Consider the following 19,279-nt stretch of genomic DNA (forward strand, 5'->3'; position numbering starts at 1 on the left):
CATATTAATTACCAATTGTTAAAAATGGGTTAGCCGATACTCGGCTGACAAAGAATACATTGTAACGGTTTTATCATGATATCTAATTTATTTACCAAGCTTTTTGGTAGTCGCAATGACCGCACTATTAAAAACTTAAGAAAGACGGTCGCGCTAATCAATGCGCTAGAAACGCAACTTGAAGCGCTTTCTGATGAAGATTTAAGAGCTAAAACAGCTGAGTTTAGAGAACGTTACGATAACGGACAAGGCCTTGACGATATCCTACCTGAAGCTTTTGCTGTGGTACGTGAAGCGTCAAAGCGTGTAAATGGCATGCGTCATTTCGACGTGCAGTTATTAGGTGGTATGGTTTTACATCAAGGTCGCATTGCAGAAATGCGTACCGGTGAAGGTAAAACACTAACAGCTACCCTACCCGCTTATTTAAACGGCTTAACAGGCAAAGGTGTTCACGTAATTACTGTGAATGACTACCTTGCTAAACGTGATGCTGAAACCAACCGTGCGTTATTTGAATTTTTAGGCCTTACTGTAGGCTGTAACGTACCGGGTATGATGCCACTGCAGAAGAAGCTAGCTTATACTGCTGACATTACGTACGGTACAAATAACGAATTTGGTTTTGACTACCTTCGCGATAATATGGCTTTTAGCATTGATGAACGTGTTCAGCGTCCATTATTTTATGCCGTAGTCGATGAAGTGGATTCAATCTTAATTGATGAAGCGCGTACTCCGCTTATTATTTCAGGCCCAGCTGAGGACAGCTCTGAGCTATACACTGAAATAAATACCATCGTTCCTTTACTTGAACTTCAAGAAAAAGAAGACGAAGAAGGTGTTGAAGGCGACGGCGATTACACTATCGATGAAAAGTCTAAGCAAGTTCATTTAACAGAACGTGGTCAAATTAAAGTAGAAGAGCTACTTACTGAACGCGGCTTAATTGAAGAAGGCGATTCGCTTTACTCAGCAGCAAGCATTACGCTACTAAGTCACGTTTATGCGGCCCTTCGTGCTCACAAGCTATACCAAAAAGATGTTGATTACGTAGTAAAAGAAAATGAAGTAATCATTATCGATGAGCATACTGGTCGTTCAATGGAAGGTCGTCGTTGGTCAGAAGGTTTACACCAAGCTGTTGAAGCTAAAGAAGGTGTAAATATTCAGAACGAAAACCAAACACTTGCATCTATTACGTTCCAAAACTACTTCCGTTTATACGAAACACTAGCAGGTATGACAGGTACTGCCGATACTGAAGCTTTTGAGTTTCAATCTATCTACGGCCTAGATACTGTTGTTATGCCAACTAATAAGCCAATGGTTCGTGATGATCGCGCCGACTTAGTTTACCTAACGCAAGAAGAAAAATACGAAGCAATTTTAATTGACATTAAAGACTGCCAAGACCGCGGACAACCGGTACTTGTAGGTACTATTTCAATTGAAAGTTCTGAGTATTTATCACAGTTTTTACGCAAAGAAAAAATTAAGCACAACGTACTTAATGCCAAATTTCATGCGCAAGAAGCAGATATCGTTTCAGATGCTGGCCTACCAGGTACAGTAACAATTGCAACCAACATGGCCGGTCGTGGTACCGATATCGTGTTAGGTGGTAACTGGAACAGTGAAGTTGAAAAACTTGAAAACCCAACTGCTGAGCAAATTGCTGAAATTAAAGCTGCTTGGAAAATTCGCCATGATGCGGTAATTGATGCTGGCGGTTTACATATCATTGGTACTGAACGTCACGAATCTCGTCGTATAGATAACCAATTACGTGGTCGTTCTGGTCGTCAAGGTGACGCCGGTTCTAGTCGTTTCTACCTATCGATGGACGATGCACTAATGCGTATCTTCGCTGGTGAACGCATGACTAATATGATGCGTAAACTAGGTATGCAACGCGGTGAAGCAATTGAACATCCATGGGTAAACCGTGCGATTGAAAATGCACAGCGTAAAGTAGAAGCACGTAACTTTGATGTTCGTAAGCAATTGCTTGAGTACGATGATGTAGCAAACGATCAACGTCGCGTTGTTTACTCTCAACGTAATGAGCTACTTGAAGAAGGCGATATTTCAGAGACTATCACAGCAATTCGTGGTGATGTTCTTGCTAGTGTAATTGATCAATACATTGCACCACAAAGCCTTGCTGAAATGTGGGATATTCCTGGCCTTGAAGAGCGTTTAAAACAAGACTTCTTACTTGAGTTGCCAATCACTCAGTGGTTAGCAGATGACAATAAACTATACGAAGAAAAACTTCGTGAGCGTATTGAGCAGGCGGTTGAGCAGTCATACAAGCAAAAAGAAGAGCAAGTTGGCGATTCTGTTTTACGTCAATTCGAAAAAGCGATTATGCTACAAAGTCTTGATCAGCATTGGAAAGATCACCTTGCTGCTATGGATCACTTACGTCAAGGTATTCATTTACGTGGTTACGCGCAAAAGAATCCTAAGCAAGAGTATAAGCGTGAATCGTTTGAGCTGTTTTCTGAAATGCTTGAAAACTTGAAAGTAGATGTTGTAAGCATCCTAAGTAAAGTACAAGTACGCGCAGAAGAAGATGTTGAAAAAGTAGAAGAGCAACACCGTAAAAGTGAAAATGCTCCTCGCGAATACCAACATGAAGAAGCTGAGCAAGTAGGTGGCGAAGCGCCAGCACCAGAAACAGCTACTGTAATGGCTCGTACAGAACCAAAAGTAGGTCGTAATGACCCTTGTCCTTGTAAATCAGGTCAAAAATTCAAACAATGTTGCGGTAAATTAAAATAGCCCAGTATTGTTATTAGCTTATTAAAAAGCGGCGCTAGCGTCGCTTTTTTTTATGGAGTTTTAAAGTAATGACTATAGAAATTGTACATGTAGCTGTTGGTGTTATTAAGAAAAATAACGCTATATTCATTTGTAAACGCGCAGATGAAAAACATCAAGGCGGTTTATGGGAATTTCCTGGTGGCAAAGTAGAAGCAGGTGAAAGTGTTTTTGTTGCACTTAAACGCGAGCTTATTGAAGAAGTTGGATTAACAATTCACAGCTCTAGCCAACTTATGGTGATTGAACATGACTACGGCGATAAGTGCGTTAAATTAGATGTGCACGTAGTGAGTAACTTTAGCGGTGAAGCACATGGCGCTGAAGGACAACCTAGTGAATGGGTAGCAATTAGTGAATTAGAAAATTATGATTTTCCTGAAGCTAATGCTGAAATTATCGAGAAAATAGTAGCCCGATACGCATAACAAACTAGGTACAAGTGAGCACAATGAACATCTCAATACAAAATAAGCTAAGCGAACAATTAGCATTAAATCCTGAGTTAACTCAAGTTAGTGTGATTGGTAGCGGCCATATAAATAGTACATGGCTACTTACGTGTATTGATAAACAGTTTATTGTGCAAAAACTTAATACTGAGGTATTTAAATACCCTGCTCAGTTAGTAAGTAATGCAAAACTAATTGAGCAGCATTTAAATACCAAACAACTACAAAGCAACTACCCCCTTGAAACAGTTAAGCATATAGCCATACAAAACAACGAACACTTAATAGAAATTGATAGCGCGCATTATCGCGTCCTTAGCTATATTAGTGACAGTTACAGCGAAGACGTTGTTAAAAATGCGCAACAGAGCGAGCAAGCGGCTTACGCCTTTGGCGTATTTGCTCATGCATTACAAGATTTTGATACACAACAACTACATACTGTAATTCCTGATTTTCACAACTTAGCGATGCGCTTTGAGCAATTAAATACCGCAATCACAAATCACTCTGTAAATAGAGTAAAGCACTGCGCTGACGAAATAGAATATTGCTTATCGCAGCAGTATTTAATTACCGAGCTTAGTAGTATAGCTAAGCAGATACCACTTAGAGTGTGTCATAACGATACAAAAATAAATAATATGCTGTTTTGTAGTACAACTCACAAAGCAAAAGCAGTGATTGATTTAGATACCTGCATGGCGGGATTTAGGCTTTATGATTTTGGCGACATGGTACGCACTTTCTGCTCCCCCGAAGCCGAGGATTCAACAAACTTACACAACGTTATTATTCGAAAAGATATATTTTCAGCCATTGTTAAAGGCTATGTAACGCCATTAAAAAGCAGCATGAGTACAAAAGAACAAGAAAGCCTACTGTTAGGCGCTAAAATAATGCCGCTCATGTTAAGTGTGCGCTTTTTAACTGATTACTTAAATAACGATGTGTACTTTAAAGTGGCTCATGCAGAGCATAATTTAGAGCGAGCACAAAACCAACTCGCGCTTTATAAAAACATACTCAGTAACGAAAAATGGATGCACCAATGCTTAATGAGCTAAAGCTTATTTAACCTGAACTCTGGTTAAGAGATTTATTAATGTATTGAATCATGGTGATATTTAAATTTATTTTCTCTAGCCAGAGATTTTTAGTGAAAACAAGGCGAATTTGCGCGTCAATAGCTGGCCTATTGCAAGTAAATTCAACGCAGTTAGCGCTGAAAACAGCTGCTTGAGATAGATTTATTATCCATAGTTCAGGTTATTTACAAATTCAAGATACAAAAAAACCAGTAAGCTAAAAACTTACTGGTTTTTTGTTATTTATATGCAATTACCAGATTTTTACGCGATCTTCTGGTTTGATATACATTTTATCACCTTCTTTTACGTCAAACGCTTCGTAAAACTCAGGCATATTCGACAAGATACCGATTACACGGTAGTGACTTGGTGAATGAGGGTCTGTTAATAAACGATTACGTAACTCTTCATCGCGATAGTTACGACGCCAAATTTGTGACCAACCCATAAAGAAGCGTTGATCGCCTGTGTAACCATCAATCACTGGTGATTTTTTATCACCTAAAGACAGCATATACGCTTTATGCGCAACCGTTAAGCCACCTAAGTCACCAATGTTTTCGCCAAGCGTTAGCTCGCCATTAACACTTGCATCTTCAAACGGTTTATATTCGTTATACTGTGCAACTAAAGCCGCTGTACGCTCTTCAAATTGCTTAAGGTCAGTCTCACTCCACCAGTTACGTAAGTTGCCATCACCGTCGTATTTAGCACCTTGGTCGTCAAAACCATGACCAAGCTCATGCCCAATTACTGCACCAATTGCGCCGTAGTTTACAGCATCATCCGCTTCTAAATTAAAGAATGGCGGTTGTAAAATAGCTGCTGGAAATACAATTTCGTTGTTTACTGGATTGTAATACGCATTTACTGTTTGCGGAGTCATGTGCCACTCAGAGCGATCAACTGGTTTACCCAATTTAGCAATCATGTCTGCGTATGCCCATTCGCTATAACGAATGTAGTTACCTACTAGCTCATCTGAGTTAATATCCAGCTCTGAGTAATCTTTCCACGTGTCTGGGTAACCAATTTTAGGTGTAAATTTGTCTAGTTTTTCTTTCGCTGCAAGCTTTGTTTCAGGGCTCATCCACTCAAGATTTTCAATAGCAACACCGTAACCTTTAATTACGTTATCAACTAATTCTTCCATGCGTGCTTTTGCTTCTGGCGGGAAGTTATCTTTAACGTATACCTTACCTAATATTTCACCAAGTACACTGTTAGATGCATCAACCGCTTGCTTCCAAAGAGGTGCTTGTTCTTCTACGCCACGAAGTGTTGTGCTGTAAAAGTCAAAGTTAAGGTTAACTAAATCTTCACTAAGTAGCTCTGCATAACCACTTACAAAATGAAATTTTAAGTAGTTTTTCCACGTCGCTAAATCAGTGTCTTTGTAAATAGTAGCAAGTGCTTCTAAGTAGCTTGGTTGACGTACAATAATGTCACTTGCACTCACGCCTGCATCTTTAAAGAATGCAGCTAAATCAAGGTCACCCATCAACTTGCTTGCATCTGCTACTGTCATCTTGTTATAAGATTTAGTTGCATCACGGCTTTGCACACGGCTCCACTGAGCATCAGCTAGTGTTTTTTCAAATGCAAGTACGCTCTTAGCAGCTTCTGCTGCATTTTTAACGCCTGACTTAGCTAAAACATCAGTGATGTATTGCTCGTAAGAAGCGCGAATTTTAGTGAATTTTTCGTCATCTTTTAAGTAATAGTCACGATCTGGTAAACCAAGACCCGACTGAGATAAATACAATGCATACTCACTTGAGTTTTTAGCATCGTTATTTACAAACCAACCAAACGGTAAAGTACCGCCTTGTTTTTGAATTTTAGCCATTAAACCCACTAAATCAGCTTTAGATTTAACGCTATCAATTGTATCTAATGACGGTTGTAATGGCGTAATACCTAGCTCATTACGCGCATCTTTATTCATATAGCTTTTATAAAATGCACCAATTTTATACTCATCACTGCCTTTTTTAGCGGCTTTGTTTGCAGCTGCACTTTCAAGGGCTATTTTCATCGCTTTTTGCGACTCATCATATAACTGCGAAAAAGAACCGTAGTTAGACTTATCACCTGGTATTTCAGTTTTAGCTAACCACTGACCATTTACATGGTAATAAAAATCGTCTTGTGCGCGTACTGAACTATCCATATTAGCTAGTTCAATACCAAGCTCTAGTGGTTTTTCAGCGGGTGCTGTTACTACTGGAGTGTCGGTTACTTTAGTTTCTTGTTGTTTTTCACCACAACCTACCAAGCCAAGCGCAAGTGCGATACTTGCAGCAGCCATTGTTACTTTATTCATAATTATTCCGTTTGTTAGTTAGAATTGAATCATACCAATCTGCTTATATATGGGGTCTATTTAACGTTAAGAAAATTACGCTAGAACCAGGCAAAAGTTTTTGTATCTAGTTGCTCTAAATAAAAAATTTTTAACGACGTTATAGTGCAATTTAATTCGTTAAATTGATCAAAGACTTATGCAGGTTGGTATCACATACCAACTCCATTAAATTCTTGAATATAGCAGGAGTAAAAATAGCACTGCCTACACGCTTTTACTTAATGGAATGGGTATCAAAGAGCTTTCGATCAATATAAAGCCCACGCAGCATCATAAACCTCATTAAGCCAACAATAAAATGGAATATGTAACAAAGTATTTTGAATGCGGTGAGCTGCCAAATTAGCCCCACCAATAACAAGATGGTGGGTAGTTAAGACTTACTTTTATTTTTTCCGTGAAGCGCTAAACGCTCTAGTTTTTCTTTTAAAGAAGGGGGTGCAGAAGATGCTATCGCGTTTAAGTAATCCGCTGTTTGCTCACTCATTTTACGTGAGTTGGTAACTGCAGGACTGCCCGACTTATTCGCTGTACTTAATCTCTGAGTTGCTTGAGGATTTGCAGTTATTTTTATTTGCCCGAGCTCTGCCATTCCGGCAGCTCTAAAATGTGAAAGCATATCCATTTTCAAATAATTAAGTCTAAGCGCGATAGGTGCAGATACAGCCTCTATCATTAGCGTGCCGTCTCGGTAATTACTGACTCGGCATTTATCACCCAACTTAGGACCCAAAAAATCTTTTAATAGGGTTTGCTGTGTATCAAGTGCTTGGCTTTTGCCTGCATAAGCTGATAAACGATTATTTAACCCCGCCATAATATCGGTTAGCGGTTTTGGTGCATATCTATCTTTAGCCATTTTACACCTCGTAAAAGCTCACTTAGACCCAGAGATAATACTCTAGGTCTAAGTATACACTGCGTATTAATACTACGCGCCGGCTATTTGCATTTGCTCTATTAATACTGAGCCAGTTTGAATACCACCACGGCGTTCGATGTCACCACCAATAGCAGATATGCCTTTAAACATATCTTTTAAATTACCAGCAATGGTAATTTCGCTTACAGGATATTGGATTTCACCATTTTCAACCCAAAAACCAGCAGCACCACGAGAGTAATCACCCGTTACGGTATTTACGCCCTGCCCCATTAGCTCTGTAACTAATAAGCCGGTGCCCATCGTTTTTAATAGTGCAGTTAAATCGTTATGAGTTTGCTCAACAAGCCAGTTATGTATACCGCCAGCATGCCCTGTTGGGGTCATATTCATTTTACGCGCGGCATAACTTGCTAATAAATAAGTTTGTAGCTCGCCGCCTTGAATAATTTCCCTATCGAATGTTTTAACGCCTTCGCTATCAAACGGTGACGACGCCAACCCTTTTAAAATATGTGGGCGCTCGGCAATATTCACACAATTACTAAATACTTGTGTGCCTAAGCTATCAAGTAAAAAACTTGATTTACGATAAAGCGCACCACCACCAATTGCCGACACTAAGTGACCAAATAATGAATTTGCAATATCGGCTCTAAAAATAACAGGCACTTTCATTGTGCCTAACTTTTGGCTATTTAATTTAGCCAATGTTTCAGCTGCTGCTTCAAGCCCAACTGCCGCTGCGTCATTTAAACCCGCTTGGTCGCGGGCAACAGTATAAGCAGAGTCGCGTTGCATCTGCTCGCCATCTTGACCAATTACCATAGTACTAATGCTATGACGAGTGCGTGGAAAGCCAGTTATCAAACCATGGCTGTTACCATAAACACGTAATCCTTGGTGAGATGAAAAACTCGCACCATCAGAGTTAACAATGCGCTCATCTGCGTTTAATGCAGCTTGCTCAGCAGCATGACAAAGCTCAATACCTTCTTCAGGGCTTACATCCCAAGGATGGTATAAATCTAAATCTTTAGGATTAAATTCAAGCAATTCTTTATCAGCAACGCCGTTAAATGGGTCATCCGATGTAAATTTGGCTATATCAATCGCTTTTTCGACTACCATGCGCAATGTTTTTGGATTTAAATCAGCTGTCGATGCTGAGCCTTTATTATTACCAACATATACACTAATGCCTAAGCCGCCGTCTTGGTTAAACTCAATGGTTTCTACTTCACCCATTCGTGTACTAACCGATAAACCAGACGTGCTAGACATAGCCGCTTCTGCAGCTGTTGCGCCTAATTTTTTGGCATGTTCGAGTACTTCTGCTACCGCATCTTTAACTTGCGATATTTGAGAATAAATTGGATCGTTTTGTTGGCTTTTCATAAATTAAGTCCTGAGCCTTAGAGGCATAATGCACGCATTTCTTATATTTAAATGCTAACACACTCAATGCATCACATCAGCTAATATTCCTAAGTATCATATTCATGTATAATGGCAAAAGTTATTTTTATTTAAGAGCACCCCATGGCAAAGAAAAAAGGCAAGCCTGCTGAAATTGAAGAAGAAATTGAATATGTATCAAGAACGGAGCTTAAGCGCGAAGCGCAAGAGTTTCATCAGTTAGGTACTGAAATTGCCAAAATGGGTAAAAAACAGCGCGAACGCCTGCCATTAAATGACGATTTAAAAGCGGCAATGGTTGTTGCTGATAAAATAAGTAATAAAAGTGACGCGTACCGCCGTCACTTAAACTACATCGCTAAAACGTTGCGTACTGTAGAAAACATTGACGCTATTAGAGCGATTATCGATGTAATGCTTAATAAAAATAACCAAGCTGAAGTATTGGTCAAAAAAATTGAGCAATTACGTTCAGACCTAATTGAACAAGGTGATGACCTTATCAATGAGACTATTGAACAGTTTCCGTCTCTTGATCGTCAGCAAATGCGTCAATTGGTTCGTAATGCGGCAAAAGAAGCGAAAGCTGAAAAGCCGGGTAAAGGTTATAAAGAGTTATTTCAATATCTCAAAGATGCCCATACTGTTACGTATTAATTAGACCGCATTAATTGATATTTTATTAAAAAAGGTGCTTCGGCACCTTTTTTGTTATAGATCAAACCGCCTCACTGCGTACTTTTTTATAATCACCCCCTAAATAAATACTTAGGTGCGCGTGATGATTAAACTTCCACAATGGGATCAAACCCTAATAAACAAATATAATGTGTCTGGCCCGCGTTATACCTCGTATCCCACAGCTCTATCACTGCGTGATGGATATCAACAACAAGACCTACTTAGCGCTGTAGAATCATCAACGAGCCGTTCACTTTCTCTATATATTCATATCCCGTTTTGTAGTCAGCTTTGCTACTACTGTGGCTGTAATAAAATAATTACCCGCCATCAATCTAAGGCAGATACGTATCTCGACTTTTTAGCAAAAGAAATTACTGCCCAAGCGCCTTTATTTAAAAGCTACACGGTTGAGCAATTACATTTAGGTGGCGGTACTCCCACCTTTTTAACCGCAAAACAAATGACTCGTCTAATTAAGCTTTTAGAGCAGCACTTTAATTTTACAAGCACAACAGAGCGCGGCATTGAAATAGACCCACGCTCACTTGCCGATAATATGCTCGTTGATTTAAGGATGCTTGGCTTTAACCGTGTCTCATTTGGGATTCAAGACTTTAACGACGACGTGCAACTTGCTGTTAATCGCCCGCAAAATGCAGATACGGTCAAGCAATTAATTACACAAGCTCGCGAGCTGGGATTTCAATCTATTAATGCAGATATGATTTACGGGCTTCCTCTGCAAACGCCAGAGAGCTTTAAGCAAACTATAGAGCAACTTATTGAGTTAAGCCCTGACCGAGTATCGGTGTTTAACTACGCGCATTTACCAGAGCGCTTTGCCGCACAGCGTAAGATTAAAGATGCAGATTTACCCAGTGCACATAATAAACTCACTATGTTTAAAAACACGCTGGAGCAGATGACGCAAGCAGGCTATCAATTTATTGGTATGGACCACTTTGCAAAAACCGATAACGAACTAGCTATTGCGCAAAATGAAGGCAAGTTACATCGTAATTTTCAAGGTTATACAACCCATGGAAATTGTGATTTATTAGGCTTAGGCGTGTCATCAATTTCGCAAATTGACAGTGCCATTTTACAAAATCAAAAAGAATTAAAACATTATTACCACAGCATCGAAACACAAATCGGCTGTGCTCTTAATAAAGGTATGCACTTAACGCATGATGATGTAATTCGTGCTGATGCAATTAAGCAGCTCATTTGCCAGTTTGAATTAGATATACAAGACTTTAGCGAAAAGCATGCGCTTATATTTAATGACTACTTTGAGGATGCGTTAATTGCGCTTACGCCACTTATAAAAGATGAACTAGTCACTATAAATGATAATAAAATTAGCGTAACGCCACGCGGCAACTTATTCATTCGTATTATTTGCATGTGCTTTGACGCTCATTTACAAAAACAAATAAATGCGACGCGTTTTTCGCGAGTGATTTAGCAGATCACTAATTTAATGCAATTAGTATGAAAATTTTTACGCATAAAAAAAGCAGACCAAGGTCTGCTTTTTTTGAGTACTCGAAAAACTAAAGCTAGTTAAAAACCACTTTATCGCTGCCAGGAGCGGCTTTAAACTCGATGATAATTTTAGCGCAATCGGCTTTAACTTCATCTTTAAGTGTTTCTTCAGCTTGCCAGCGAGCTTTATCTAGCTTAAAAATTTCTTTTTTAGCATATTTTTTACGTGCATCGTGTGTCGGCATTTCTTTAACTACCCGGTACATTTTATAAATGCCAGGATATTGTGTCGTTAAATCACGCTCGCTCTCAAAGCCATATTGAGACATAAGTACCCAAATACGTAAACAGCCTTCAGAAAACTCACACTGCTCTTCATTCATTGCACGCGCAATTAAATGAATACTATCGGCTAGTTTGGCATTTCGCTTTAAACGCGACTTCTCAAGCTTTTGCTTTTGTTCAGCCTGCGTTTTAGCAATTAACTTTTTTTGCGCATTTAACTTATACAGCAACTGACCCGCATAAAATGCCAGACCAACTATTATAGCAGCGCCTAAAAGTAAGGCTAAAATTACCGCGGTACTCATTATTTATCCTTACTATTTGTCGTCTTCATCTAACCATTCGTTGGCTAAATCGTCAGATAAGTATTGATCGAAATCAGAATTGCCTTTGCTTTCAATATCATCTTCAAGGTCATCTTCAAATTCGTCTTCATCCTCGTCTTCAATACCAAGAATTTCACATAACGCCTGATGGCGAGCAATACGGCTATTAAAGTACTTAGCATCTTTACCAGTTAGCATTTCACCTTCTTCATGACGCTCTACTAGTTTAAGTAAACGCTCGTCATTCTCAAGTGCTTCTAGCTCTTGTTCAGGTGTAAATTCAGGCTCGATTACCTTTTTCAGCTCAATAGTTGGCTTTAAGTTGCGTTTCATTTCAACTTTAGGCTCAGGCGCAGTTGCAATTAATGGTACCGGCTTTTTACTGCCTACACGCTTATCTTTCGGCGCGTGACCAGCATTATGGCTTTCGCTATCTAGTAAATCTGGCGCGTTACGAGAACCTGGCTTAGCACCTTTGGTTTTTTTAACTCGCTGCTCTTTTAATGCGCGCATTTCTTTAAGCTTATCTTGGCTTAAACGAACAGGTCCGTTTGCTGGGCTTTTGCGTGACTTTTTAGTTCTACTCATATCTTGATCATCTCACTTAAGAGGTTTTGAGCGAAGCGCAAATTAATGGGCATCGCAGTGCTGGCCTAGCCAGAAGAATTCAGTTTGCGCTTAGAGGTTGGGTCTCTCATTTAAAAGCGCCTTAGCTAATTAATCGCTAATTTTAAACGGTGGGTATTGTAACAGGACAAATAAAAAGGCGGTAGAGAAAACATCTCTACCGCCTGCTAATCTGAGCGCCATTATCTGGACACTTCTCCCTTCGACTTTTTTTAGTCTTTATTATTTTTATTATTATCAGTCCGTATTGTTATTATTTTTACGTTCCTTGTTACATTCCATTTTGTTTTTATTATTAAACTTCCATGAGTTTTTTATTATTTTCGGTCATCCTGACACTTTTTTATTATTTCCTTTAGTAGCACTAATCTTATGCTATGTAGTCATGCCGCGTTACTTTCCTTGATAGTTATTTCCGTTTTGTTATTGTTGTTTTGCGACAGTGGTTAATTTACTCGTTAATGATTTTGTTACAACTGGTTTATATAACTTTTATTATCTTTATTACATTGAGATATAAAAATAAACATAAATTACAATAAGTTAATCAATAATCAAAAATAAAAAGAAGACTTTTCTTACAACCAGACATGGTCAATGTCTTACATTAAAACGGACGATATCGTTAATTTTTGACACAAAAAAAGCAGCCTAGGCTGCTTTTTTTAACACATTGTAGTTTATTTATTATTAACTGCTAAATAAATACGACTTTAGTGTAAGCCACCTAAATACTGAGAAAGTACTTCGATATCTTTATCTGTTAATTTTTTTGCAATATCGCCCATCATGCCATTCAAGTCATTATGACGAGTACCATCACGGAATTTTTCAAGTTGAGCCTTGATATATCCTGGATGCTGAAAAGAAATTTTTGGAAACTTAGCAAGTGACGAGCCATTACCACGTGGGCCATGACATGCTGCACATGATGGAATTCCACGTTCTGCATCGCCTGCTTTAAAAAGCATCTCGCCAACTTCAACAACATCTTTAGGTGTAGCACCTTCAGTCATGTTCATTGAAGAAAAATAAGCAGCTAGATCTTTCATGTCTTGCTCGCTAAGTGGCATAGCCATAGCGCTCATTACTGGATCCATACGCCCTTCTTTGCCGCCTGACGTCATACCTAATTTTAAATCCTGAAGTTGCTTAAGGATATAATCTGGATGTTGACCTGCAATTTTAGGGTAAATATTAACCGGCGCATTACCGTCTGGGCCGTGACAAGCCGCACACGTTGCTGATTTTTCTTTACCTGCGTTTACATCGCCATCAAATGCTGTTGCGTTGCTTGCTGACAACGCACCAAGCAATATTGTTAAAGATAGTGCTATTTTTTTCATGGTGAATTCTCTGTTTCCGACCCTGTATCATCTACAATCGTGATGTTGTAATACATATATTCTACACGATAATAAATTCTCTGGCACGTTTTCTACACATATTAAGCTTATAATTTACAGGGTTTTGACTTAGATTAAGCTTTAACATGTTTTAAATGTACCATAGGTGCTGTTTTTAGGTGGTTAAATACGCTTTTTAATACATCCTTTATAGTATAAAATACGCGCCCTGAGTGAATTTGGTTTACTCAACGTTATTTATTTAAGTTTTAGGAGAGCCTGTGCTCAAATCTCGTATCAAATATAATACTGCGTCTTTCGTAACAAGCGCTCCCGACATTACTAAATTACCTGCTGATACGGGAATTGAAGTTGCGTTTGCCGGTCGCTCCAACGCAGGTAAGTCGAGTGCATTAAATGCATTAACCGATCAGAAGCTAGCACGTACAAGTAAAACACCTGGACGTACTCAGCTAATCAATACATTCGATTTAGCTGATGTTGACGATATGCGCCTTATCGATTTACCAGGCTATGGTTTTGCTAAAGTACCAATCGAAATGAAAAAGAAATGGCAAAAATCGCTAGGCGAATACCTACAAAAGCGTCAAAGCCTAAAAGGTATTGTTATTTTAATGGATATTCGTCATCCATTAAAAGATTTAGACCGCGATTTAATTAATTGGGCTATTGGTAGTGAAATTCCAGTATTGGCACTATTAACTAAAGCCGATAAATTAAAGCAAGGCCCTCGTAAATCACAAGTACTGCAAGTTCGTCGTGAATTAAGCACGCTTGATGGGGATATTACAGTTCATGCATTTTCATCATTAAAAGGCACGGGTTTACCAGAAGTAGCTAAAAAACTAGATGAATGGTTTTTAGGTCCTGTTATTGCTGTACCACCTACCGATGAAACAATCACAGACGAAACTAACCCAGAGGCTTAAACGCTGGCATTACGATAAATAAAACTGCTTTCCTGCAGATTTAATAAAATAGCCGAGTTTATCAGACTCGGCTTTTTCAGCCCACTGATAATATACGCTTCGCGCAACACGCGCACTACAGCCATAAGGTAGCTTTAGATAAGGTACTTTTGACCCTTTATAGTCTTTTATAACTAAAGGCTGCTGAGCGCTCACCAACCAGTGCCTAGCTAAATTATCAATACAACACAACACCTGCCCTTGCACTGTATTTTCAAAACGCCAATCAACAATAATAAACGGCGCATCATCAACCGTTATTGTTATTTTTTCGACAGGTGTTTTTAAATAAAATTGCTCACCTTCTTTACATAGAACAGAAGCAAACAGCTTCACCATGGCTGGGCGTGTTATTTCGCTGCCATCGTAAAACCATTTCCCCTTATGATTAATGACAATTGGCAGTTCACCACAATGATTAGGCTGCCAACTATCAAAAGGTTTGCTTGGCTCGCTTAATTGCTTGCTAAGCTCACTTAAAGAAATCACTGTTTTTTAAGTGTAATTGCGAATGTAACAGGCACTGCTGTTGCAATTGAAGGTAAGCCCGCTAGCTCTTGCAGCTTTTTAACGCCTTCGGTTACACCAAAATCATCACTATTAATAATAATAGGTGTTAATGATGATACCGTTAAATCACCACTTTGCGTGCTGTTAACGAGTACATCAATTGCCAATGGCTTTTTATTACCGTGAAAATCAAGCTCAGCTTTAATACCCTTTAATACATATTGACCAGGCTTTTTAATATTGCTCAGTTCTTTAGTTAAATTTGCAGTTAAAACAGCATTTGGAAATTTAGCCGCTTCGAATAAAAATGTCGTTAAACGCTCATTACGAATAGGAATTAGAGTTTCAGCTGATGTTAAATCAACATTAACGCTAAACTCGCCTTTATCAGAAAGCATACCTTCAAGGTTAGTAAAATGGTGAGCTTCAGCAATCGAATCTTTTTTAATTGAAACAAAGCTTAGTTGGCTTTTATCATTCACTAGCTGCCAATTGGCCTGAGCAACATTAGAAATAACTAAACTTGATAAAGAAAAACCTGCAATAGCTAATGCTTTAAACATAACGCACTCCTTAGTAATAAAATGAAAAGAATAAAAATAATATCACTTCGATGGTATCACCTGCGATGTACCCAAACCACCTCGAAATGACGAATGAATAATACAATTGGTATAGCGCAATAAAGAATTAATTAGATAGGATTTTCAGGCGTAAAACAAAAAACGGCCCACCAAACAAGTTGGTAGGCCGGTATAGCAAACTGGGGAGAAGCTATCAATTTGTTGCACCCTTTCAGATGCATCATCAACAGGATGTCCTACAGGATAGGACAGGCGGGACTTTAACAAAAGCACGCATTAAAATACAATCATATTCCTGTAAAACAGCTCGAATTGACGAACATATAACTATTTAATACAAATAGTTGCTTAAATTAACCTTATTTTAACTAAAGCTTGCATATACCTGATTGAATCGCTGTTATTCGCCATTTTTATTAAACATAAAAAAAGCGCCAAAAGGCGCTTTAATTAAAATGCTCAAATTGCATTAATGAGCTTGTTCCCAGTTGTCACCTTCATCAGCTTCAACTATAAGTGGTACATCTAGCGCAGCAGCTTGCGACATCAGTTCACAGATGTGTTTTGTGTACTGTGGTGCGCAGTCTGTTTTGATTTCAAATACTAATTCATCGTGCACTTGCATAAGCAGCTTAATTGTATTTGGCGCTTGTTCGTGTACCCAGCGGTTAACGCTCAGCATTGCCTTTTTAATAATATCGGCGGCAGTACCTTGCATTGGTGCGTTTATAGCAGCACGTTCGGCTCCTTTTCTACGCGCCCCATTACGTGCGTTTATTTCTGGTAAATGTAGGCGACGACCAAATATTGTTTCAACGTAGCCATTTTCAGCTGCTTTTTCGCGTGTTGTTTCCATGTACTCTAATACACCTGGAAAACGCTCAAAGTATTTATCTATGTAATGCTGCGCTTCGTGGCGTGGCACATCTAGTTGACGTGCTAAACCAAATGCCGACATACCGTAAATTAAGCCAAAGTTTACTGCTTTCGCCTTACGGCGCATATCGGTAGTTACATCATCAAGCTCTACACCAAATACTTCAGCGGCAGTTGCACTATGTACATCTAAGCCGTTAGCAAATGCATTTAATAGACCTTTGTCTTGTGAAAGATGCGCCATAATACGTAGCTCAATTTGACTATAATCGGCAGCAACAATTTTATAACCATCTGCGGCTATAAACGCTTCACGAATACGACGTCCTTCTTCTGAACGAATAGGAATATTTTGTAAATTAGGATCAGTTGAACTCAAGCGCCCCGTAGCTGTAATTGCCTGATGATAAGACGTATGTACACGCTGGGTTTTCTCATTCACCATTAATGGTAATTTATCGGTATACGTTGATTTAAGCTTTGATAAACCACGATGCTCTATAATTACTTTAGGTAGCGGATAATCATGAGCAAGTTCTTGCAGTACTTCTTCTGCGGTAGAAGGTGCACCTTTAGGCGTTTTTTTAATAATAGGCAGCCCAAGCTTTTCAAACAACAGTACTTGTAGCTGTTTTGGAGAACTTAAGTTAAATGGTTCGCCTGCTATTTCAAACGCTTCTTTTTCAAGCTCAATTAAACGCTCACCTAAACGTTGACTATGCGCTCCAAGCATATTGCTATCTATCGCAACACCGGTGCGTTCAATATCAGAAATCACACTAATAAGTGGCATTTCTATATCTTCAAATACCGATTTTAGCTTTTCATCAGCTGCTATTTTTGGCCAAAGCACTTCGTGTAAACGCAAAGTAATATCGGCATCTTCTGCGGCGTAAGGCGCTGCTTTTTCAAGTTCAATTTGGTTAAAGGTAAGTTGCTTTTTACCTTTGCCAGCAATATCTTCAAAGCTAATATTTTTATGACCTAGGTATTTAAGTGCTAGCGAGTCCATATCGTGACGCGTGCCTACACTATTAAATACATACGACTCAAGCATGGTGTCAAACTTAATACCATTTAGCGCAAAACCTGCATTCGCTAATACACTTTTGTCATATTTAAGGTTTTGCCCTACTTTAGCTTTGTTTTCATCTGCCAAAATTGGACCTAGCTTTTGCATTACAAATTCAAGGCTTAATTGCTCAGGCGCACCTGGGTAGTCATGCGCTACCGGTAAATACACAGCTTCACCCGCTTTTACGGCAAAGCTCATACCCACCAATTGCGCTTTCATGTAATCAAGGCTGGTTGTTTCAGTATCAAATGCAAATAACTCAGCACTATTTAATTGCTCTATTAGCGTATCAAATTGCACTTGCGTTAAAATAGTTTCGTAATGAGCATCTTCTACTTTTGGTAATTCAGTAGCTTCGGTAGGTACAGCTAAATGTGTTTCAGCATCTTTAGGATTATCAAGTAATTCAGCTAACCAACGACGGAATTCGCACTCACCATATAATGCAATTAATTCGTCTTTGTTAGGCTCTTGAAGTTTGAATGTATCAAGATCAGATTCAACTTCAACATCACACTTAATTGTCGCAAGTTCGTAGCTTAAAGGCAGATGATCAAGAGCAATTGCTAACTTTTCGCCTATTTTACCTTTAATCTCACTGGCGTGATCCATTACACCTTGAAGAGAACCATATTTTTCTAACCATTTAACTGCCGTTTTAGGACCACAGCCTTCAACACCCGGAATATTATCGACCTTATCACCCATTAATGCTAAGTAATCAATAATAAGTTCAGGGCCTACACCAAACTTTTCAACCACGGTAACGGGATCTGAAATACTGTCAGTCATCGTGTTTATTAGCGTAACGTGTTCATTAACAAGCTGTGCCATGTCTTTATCGCCAGTAGAGACGAGTACATGTCGTTTTTGCTCTGATGCTATACGTGCAAATGTACCAATAACATCATCAGCTTCAACGCCTTCAATACTAATTAGCGGAAAGCCCATCGCTTTAATAATACTGTGTATCGGTGCTATTTGAGTGCGTAAGTCATCCGGCATAGGCGGACGATTTGCCTTATACTCGCTATACATATCGTTACGGAACGTTTTACCTTTAGCATCAAATATAACCACCATATGTGATGGATCGTATTGTCTGATCAAGCTTTTAAGCATATTGATCACGCCATAAATAGCGCCCGTAGCTTCACCTTTAGAATTAGTTAAATGCGGCGGAGAATGATAAGCACGAAATAAATATGACGAGCCATCAACTAAAATAAGTGGGTTTTCGGGGATCTGAGCCATGGTGAATTTGGATCCTAAATGCAAAAAATTAAGGTAATTATAAGCATGCCATAAGGTAGTAAATAAAACGACAGTGAATTACTGCTTATCGTGTTATTAAAACTATAGCAAGCTGTGGATAAGTGTGTAGATAACAGCCACGAGCTATTCTTCCAAAGCATTATAAAATGCTTAGAAAATACTTTAACTG

Annotated in this window: 15 protein-coding genes; 6 read left to right on the forward strand and 9 right to left on the reverse strand. The window is 38.9% G+C overall.

Annotation, left to right across the window (positions count from 1 at the left end):
• Positions 1–75 precede the first annotated feature (75 nt).
• The 3 genes from secA to I6F54_RS07050 all read left to right on the forward strand — a co-directional run bounded on the left by secA (position 76) and on the right by I6F54_RS07050 (position 4,348).
• A complete protein-coding gene (gene secA / locus I6F54_RS07040; RefSeq protein WP_197140506.1) occupies positions 76–2,790 on the forward strand; it encodes a preprotein translocase subunit SecA in 2,715 nt (904 codons plus the stop codon).
• A 68-nt stretch (positions 2,791–2,858) separates the two neighbouring features.
• A complete protein-coding gene (mutT, locus tag I6F54_RS07045) occupies positions 2,859–3,257 on the forward strand; it encodes an 8-oxo-dGTP diphosphatase MutT (protein WP_197140508.1) in 399 nt (132 codons plus the stop codon).
• A 23-nt stretch (positions 3,258–3,280) separates the two neighbouring features.
• Positions 3,281–4,348, forward strand: a complete 1,068-nt coding sequence (locus tag I6F54_RS07050; RefSeq protein ID WP_197140511.1) for a phosphotransferase enzyme family protein — start codon at positions 3,281–3,283, stop codon at positions 4,346–4,348.
• Positions 4,349–4,622: 274 nt separating this feature from the next.
• Here I6F54_RS07050 and I6F54_RS07055 read toward each other — a convergent pair whose 3' ends face one another.
• The 3 genes from I6F54_RS07055 to pmbA form a co-directional block, all read right to left on the reverse strand.
• Positions 4,623–6,698 carry a M13 family metallopeptidase gene (locus tag I6F54_RS07055; RefSeq protein WP_010553817.1) on the reverse strand — a complete coding sequence of 692 codons (2,076 nt, stop codon included), beginning with the start codon at positions 6,696–6,698 and terminating at the stop codon, positions 4,623–4,625.
• 415 nt (positions 6,699–7,113) lie between these two features.
• The gene (locus I6F54_RS07060; RefSeq protein WP_024589904.1) at positions 7,114–7,599 is read right to left on the reverse strand and encodes a DUF721 domain-containing protein; all 486 of its coding nucleotides are present in this window, start codon (positions 7,597–7,599) and stop codon (positions 7,114–7,116) included.
• A gap of 72 nt (positions 7,600–7,671) precedes the next feature.
• Positions 7,672–9,021 (reverse strand): metalloprotease PmbA, encoded by a 1,350-nt coding sequence (pmbA, locus tag I6F54_RS07065; RefSeq protein ID WP_007582066.1) that lies wholly within the window; start codon positions 9,019–9,021, stop codon positions 7,672–7,674.
• A gap of 144 nt (positions 9,022–9,165) precedes the next feature.
• Between pmbA and yjgA the strand changes: the two genes are divergently transcribed.
• Positions 9,166–9,699 (forward strand): ribosome biogenesis factor YjgA, encoded by a 534-nt coding sequence (gene yjgA, locus I6F54_RS07070; RefSeq protein WP_007582068.1) that lies wholly within the window; start codon positions 9,166–9,168, stop codon positions 9,697–9,699.
• Between the two features lie 124 nt (positions 9,700–9,823).
• Entirely contained in the window at positions 9,824–11,197 is a 1,374-nt protein-coding gene (hemN, locus tag I6F54_RS07075; protein WP_165728096.1) for an oxygen-independent coproporphyrinogen III oxidase, read from the forward strand.
• 94 nt (positions 11,198–11,291) lie between these two features.
• On the opposite strand, the gene I6F54_RS07080 is transcribed toward hemN, so the two are convergent.
• From I6F54_RS07080 to I6F54_RS07090, 3 genes are all read right to left on the reverse strand, one after another.
• Positions 11,292–11,807: a DUF2489 domain-containing protein gene (locus tag I6F54_RS07080; RefSeq protein ID WP_197140513.1), complete on the reverse strand. Its 516-nt coding sequence runs from the start codon at positions 11,805–11,807 to the stop codon at positions 11,292–11,294.
• A 12-nt stretch (positions 11,808–11,819) separates the two neighbouring features.
• Positions 11,820–12,416: a Der GTPase-activating protein YihI gene (gene yihI, locus I6F54_RS07085; protein ID WP_007582074.1), complete on the reverse strand. Its 597-nt coding sequence runs from the start codon at positions 12,414–12,416 to the stop codon at positions 11,820–11,822.
• A 752-nt stretch (positions 12,417–13,168) separates the two neighbouring features.
• Positions 13,169–13,801: a c-type cytochrome gene (locus tag I6F54_RS07090; protein WP_007582080.1), complete on the reverse strand. Its 633-nt coding sequence runs from the start codon at positions 13,799–13,801 to the stop codon at positions 13,169–13,171.
• A 281-nt stretch (positions 13,802–14,082) separates the two neighbouring features.
• Here I6F54_RS07090 and yihA point away from each other — a divergent pair, with 281 nt between their 5' ends.
• Positions 14,083–14,751, forward strand: a complete 669-nt coding sequence (yihA, locus tag I6F54_RS07095) for a ribosome biogenesis GTP-binding protein YihA/YsxC (protein ID WP_007377272.1) — start codon at positions 14,083–14,085, stop codon at positions 14,749–14,751.
• A 9-nt stretch (positions 14,752–14,760) separates the two neighbouring features.
• Here yihA and I6F54_RS07100 read toward each other — a convergent pair whose 3' ends face one another.
• From I6F54_RS07100 to polA, 3 genes are all read right to left on the reverse strand, one after another.
• Entirely contained in the window at positions 14,761–15,279 is a 519-nt protein-coding gene (locus I6F54_RS07100) for a DUF1285 domain-containing protein (RefSeq protein WP_165728095.1), read from the reverse strand.
• Positions 15,276–15,863 (reverse strand): YceI family protein, encoded by a 588-nt coding sequence (locus I6F54_RS07105; protein WP_007582084.1) that lies wholly within the window; start codon positions 15,861–15,863, stop codon positions 15,276–15,278. Before I6F54_RS07105 ends, I6F54_RS07100 begins: the two co-directional genes overlap by 4 nt.
• Before the next feature lie 490 nt (positions 15,864–16,353).
• On the reverse strand, positions 16,354–19,089 hold the full coding sequence (polA, locus tag I6F54_RS07110; protein ID WP_165728094.1) for a DNA polymerase I: 2,736 nt from the start codon (positions 19,087–19,089) through the stop codon (positions 16,354–16,356).
• Positions 19,090–19,279 lie beyond the last annotated feature (190 nt).

The sequence above is a fragment of the Pseudoalteromonas sp. SWXJZ10B genome, assembly GCF_015864475.1.
GTDB classification, from domain to species: domain Bacteria; phylum Pseudomonadota; class Gammaproteobacteria; order Enterobacterales; family Alteromonadaceae; genus Pseudoalteromonas; species Pseudoalteromonas arctica.